Source organism: Vibrio sp. 10N.222.46.A1 (assembly GCF_041473595.1).
In the GTDB taxonomy this organism is placed as follows: domain Bacteria; phylum Pseudomonadota; class Gammaproteobacteria; order Enterobacterales; family Vibrionaceae; genus Vibrio; species Vibrio tasmaniensis_A.
The window spans coordinates 1-3,983 of the sequence record NZ_JBFRSN010000653.1 but is presented as its reverse complement, the minus strand read 5'-3'; the positions used below and the strand labels follow the sequence as shown (position 1 = coordinate 3,983).

The window sequence follows — 3,983 nt, the reverse complement described above, 5'->3', positions numbered from 1 at the left end:
ATATACACATATACTAAGATTGACTGGCCTTCGTTTAAACGGCCGCGCTGCTCGCTGAAAGGAACAAGAAGGTCCTTACCTTTCACGCCCCAGCTCATGAATGCACCAGTGCTGTTAACACCTTCAACCGTCATCAAGCCAAACTGCCCTACTTGAGCTATTGGTTTTTCAGTTGTGGCAGCGATCTGGTTGTCAGAATCAATGTATAAAAAAACATCTAGCTTTTGACCAATTTCAACACCTTCAGGAGTAAATCGTTTCGGCAGCAACACGGTTCCATAGTCGCTCGCGTCAAGGAATACACCGAAGTCTGCTTGTTTTACTACTTCTAGGTTGTTTATTTGACCAATATTAATCATCAAGATTGTCTCTACTTTAAATTTGGCGGTGATTATACGTGATCTCTGATATGCTTTCGCTAGTTTCATTCATATTTTTATATTCTAGGAGACATCGTTGATCACCGTTGATAAACAAGATGCGATAACACTTAAAATTAACCATGCGATGGCGAAGACCAAAAAGCTCGATATGGACGTTTATCTATTCATTCCCGGTGAACTCGGACTGACTCCGGAAGTACTTTCTGAAAGTGCCTTCTTCTACAGTTCAATTACTCAAAAGCGCGCTTACTACAGTGATAAGACACTATTACCATTGGTACACAGCCGCTTGGCAAAACGCGGACGCTTATCGACGACACAGTATCGTGTGAGTTTGAGTTTGTTCGCCTATCAATACGTGATTGCTTTAGATAAAGCCGTGAGCAGCTTGAACAAGACAGATAGTGACGACGTAACGGCTGATGACGTCGATGAAGTCATCGAACTGGCTTTGGATATCCTCAAGAAGCTTCGTCGTAGTATTCCTTATGAAGAAAACCTAAAGCGCTATTATGCCAATATTGATAATTACCTTTCTTGGTACACGGAGCAAAAGTTCTTATCTTTGGTATCACATATGCCACGTGGCAGTGAATACTCGACGATAAAAGAGCGACTCTTGACGCTTTGTGAAAAAGAGACCGCCCATCGAAAACTTAATCGCTATAACTCAGCGAAGGTACGAGAAGACGTAACACGTTTGAGCAACAAGATGCGACTGTTGCGACGTTTGATCGAACACCCTATCGTCCTCAAAGAAAAGACGACATCAATGGGTAAGAACGTGAAGAGAGCAGTTAAAGGCATCGCCACAGGCTTGGTCATGGTGGTAGTTACCACAACCGTTATATTAGCTCGCGACTTTCTAGGAGAGATTACTGCATCTTTCATCGTATCGATGTCATTCATTTACGCTTTGCGTGAAATCTTCAAAGATGATTTAAGAGACATACTGTGGCGCTGGCTGCGTAAAGGCAAACCCAAGTGGAAGCGTCGCTACTTTGATCCAACAACCAATAAATCTGTCGGCCATAAGCTTGAATGGTTGGACTACGCGAATTTTTCTAAGTTAGCAGACCGTATTCAATCAATACGCAAGAAACGTGTTGTTCAACGTGAAGAGCAAATTTTGCACTATCGTTCGCATACAGAAATGTCGACATCGACATTCATGAGTGGTTACGAAGAGACTCGTGAAACGGTATCGATCAGCCTCAGAGCACTGACACGCTTAATGGACAAGGGTTCAAATAACGTATATCGAATGAATGAAGGGCAAGTAAGCCGAGAATCAGTAGAAAAACGCCACCTGCTCAACCTGATCATTAAAGAGAACAATCACGATGATGAGCCTACCTATTACCGCTGGAAAATAGTCATGAACCGTTCAAAAATCGTTGATATCGAGCAAATCACTCAAGAATCATAACGTTGTTAGGATGTGCGGTACGGTATGTGGGTATTCAATTCACATACCGCTCCTCCACTTGTTCAACGACTTCTGTCGAACTATGATCTAGCTGGGACTTTCTTAATCGAAAGTGTTAGCGTGAATTCCGCCATTGGTTCGTCGCCATGCAAAGACGGGCAGGTCGCTATGATGGTCACTGGTTGATTCACACGCTCGCCAGTAGACATGGTTTCTGCCAACATAGTGTTGATCAGCTCACCATCGTTACAAGTGAAGTGTACGTCACCTTCTGGACGCTTCAAGAAATTACCTGTCACCTCTTTAAATGCCAAAGAAATCTTTTCGCCCTGCTGCTGAGATTTACTCATAGCAAGGAAACCACCTGCTACGTCAGCTCCCACAGCTAACACACCAAAATACATGCTATTGAGGTGGTTCTTAGTTCGCCTTTTGAGAGGAATTTTCACTTCAACATGTTGATTATCCAGCGCGAGCAGTTTTGGTCGACATAGCCAGATCAGAGGTACTTTGAAAAAGCCAAACATGCTCAAGTAGAAATTTGCTTTTTGTAGAGGGGTCAGCATTCGGATTACCTAGTCAAATAAGTCATCAGACCAGTTAATCGATTAGCGATGTGCATGTCAAAAAAATGTTACAAAAAAGAGATATCATCGCATAATGATATCTCCCTTTTTCTCTAAGCTTTAGTGACTTAGATAAACTCATACAGCAAGTTGATTTATCTAGACAATAAGCTGGTTTATGCAGTGATAACTGTTTCTACACCTTCGAGATCCGCAATGAACCCTTGTAAGCGCGGGTCCACCAGGCCTTGAGTCACAAGCAGGACGGGCTTCTTCGCGTTCAGTGTTGCTTTAACAATCATATTCAACAAGGTAATAACTGCCTCGTTTTGAGGATCAAAAGCGTGTTGCTGAGCTTCATTGTGCTTGTCTACACCTAAAGTGAAAGACGCTAAGCTATCAACGTTTACCACAACACCATCAAAATAATGCAGTAATCTTTCGCTTAGTAGCACTGCAGACGGCACATCGCACGAGAACAGAACTTTCAAACCATTAAGCCCGCGTGGTAAGCCTTGCTCTGCAAGCAAATCAATAATCTTAGCAGCATCGCTTAATGCTCGTACATACGGTACAACCACTTCAACGTTAATACCCTGCTCTCGCAGCGCTTTAATAACCTGGCACTCTAAAGCGAAAGCCTTGCTGTACTCGGCTGTCGCATAACGCGCAACCCCACGAACACCTAAGGCCGGATTTATCTCTTCGGCTTCACAGCTACCACCAAGTAGCGAACGGAAGCCATAGCTATCAGCACTACTTAACGCAATACGAACAGTGGCGTGGTTTGGCTGAACGGCTGCTTGAATGGCAATCACTAAGGTCGAAACAAAATGCTCATCGACTGTTTTATCGCCAAGGATCGCATCTAAAGAGGTTTTTTCGATATCAGTCAGTGTTTCTAAATGACTTTCAATACTTGGATGATAGAAGACACGATCCATGACCAATTCAGATAATGAAACGTATAAGTGGTTGGAATTATTATTATCGTTGTAAGAAGGCAGCACATCACCTAAGACAAGTTCTGGGTGCAAAGTGCTTTGATTTTCTTGAGTCATTGCTGCTCCAGCATTTTTATGTTGTGTTCAAACGAAAATACCGATAGCTGCCTGTTAATACAAGTGAAAATCCCCCATTTGACGTTGGCCTGCTGATAAAAATGAGAATATTAGCAATAACAGAGATAACTTTGACTTAAGAGAGTTTATTCCTCTGTTCAATTCCGTTATCTTAACCACTTCGCAATAGAATAAAAAAGCTATCACATGCCATTAAAAACTGATGAGTTGAGAACCCAAGCTCTGGGTCCTATGCCAACTCCTGCCGAACTAGGCAATGCACACCCTATTACTGACGACGTTGCTGAGCGCATTAAGAATTCTCGCCGCCAAATCGAAGATATCCTAACGGGTCGTGATAATCGCCTATTAGTTATCGTTGGTCCTTGCTCTGTTCACGATACAGATGCGGCACTTGATTACGCTGAACGTCTAAGCCAGATTCAAGATCAATACAAAGATGAACTATTCGTTGTCATGAGAACCTACTTCGAGAAGCCTCGTACGGTTGTAGGTTGGAAAGGTTTAATTACCGATCCGAATC

At 42.9% G+C, this 3,983-nt stretch carries 4 protein-coding genes and 1 pseudogene; 2 read left to right on the top strand and 3 right to left on the bottom strand.

Translation table 11 applies throughout. The annotated features are described in order from the left end of the window. Positions 1–359: S1-like domain-containing RNA-binding protein (locus AB4496_RS17770; RefSeq protein WP_372131513.1), on the bottom strand; the 359-nt coding region annotated here is incomplete at its 3' end. A 97-nt stretch (positions 360–456) separates the two neighbouring features. Between AB4496_RS17770 and AB4496_RS17765 the strand changes: the two genes are divergently transcribed. Then, complete coding sequence (locus AB4496_RS17765) at positions 457–1,812, top strand: hypothetical protein (protein ID WP_012603874.1); 1,356 nt, start codon at positions 457–459, stop codon at positions 1,810–1,812. Positions 1,813–1,892: 80 nt separating this feature from the next. Here the strand turns inward: AB4496_RS17765 and AB4496_RS17760 are convergent, their stop codons facing one another. Together AB4496_RS17760 and AB4496_RS17755 are read right to left on the bottom strand one after the other, a co-directional pair. Then, positions 1,893–2,378 (bottom strand): PaaI family thioesterase, encoded by a 486-nt coding sequence (locus tag AB4496_RS17760; protein WP_017101198.1) that lies wholly within the window; start codon positions 2,376–2,378, stop codon positions 1,893–1,895. A gap of 176 nt (positions 2,379–2,554) precedes the next feature. Next, positions 2,555–3,439, bottom strand: coding sequence for a putative PEP-binding protein (locus tag AB4496_RS17755; RefSeq protein ID WP_372131511.1), 885 nt, complete (start codon positions 3,437–3,439; stop codon positions 2,555–2,557). A gap of 207 nt (positions 3,440–3,646) precedes the next feature. Between AB4496_RS17755 and AB4496_RS17750 the strand changes: the two are divergent. Then, positions 3,647–3,983: pseudogene (locus tag AB4496_RS17750) on the top strand (3-deoxy-7-phosphoheptulonate synthase); the annotation flags it as partial.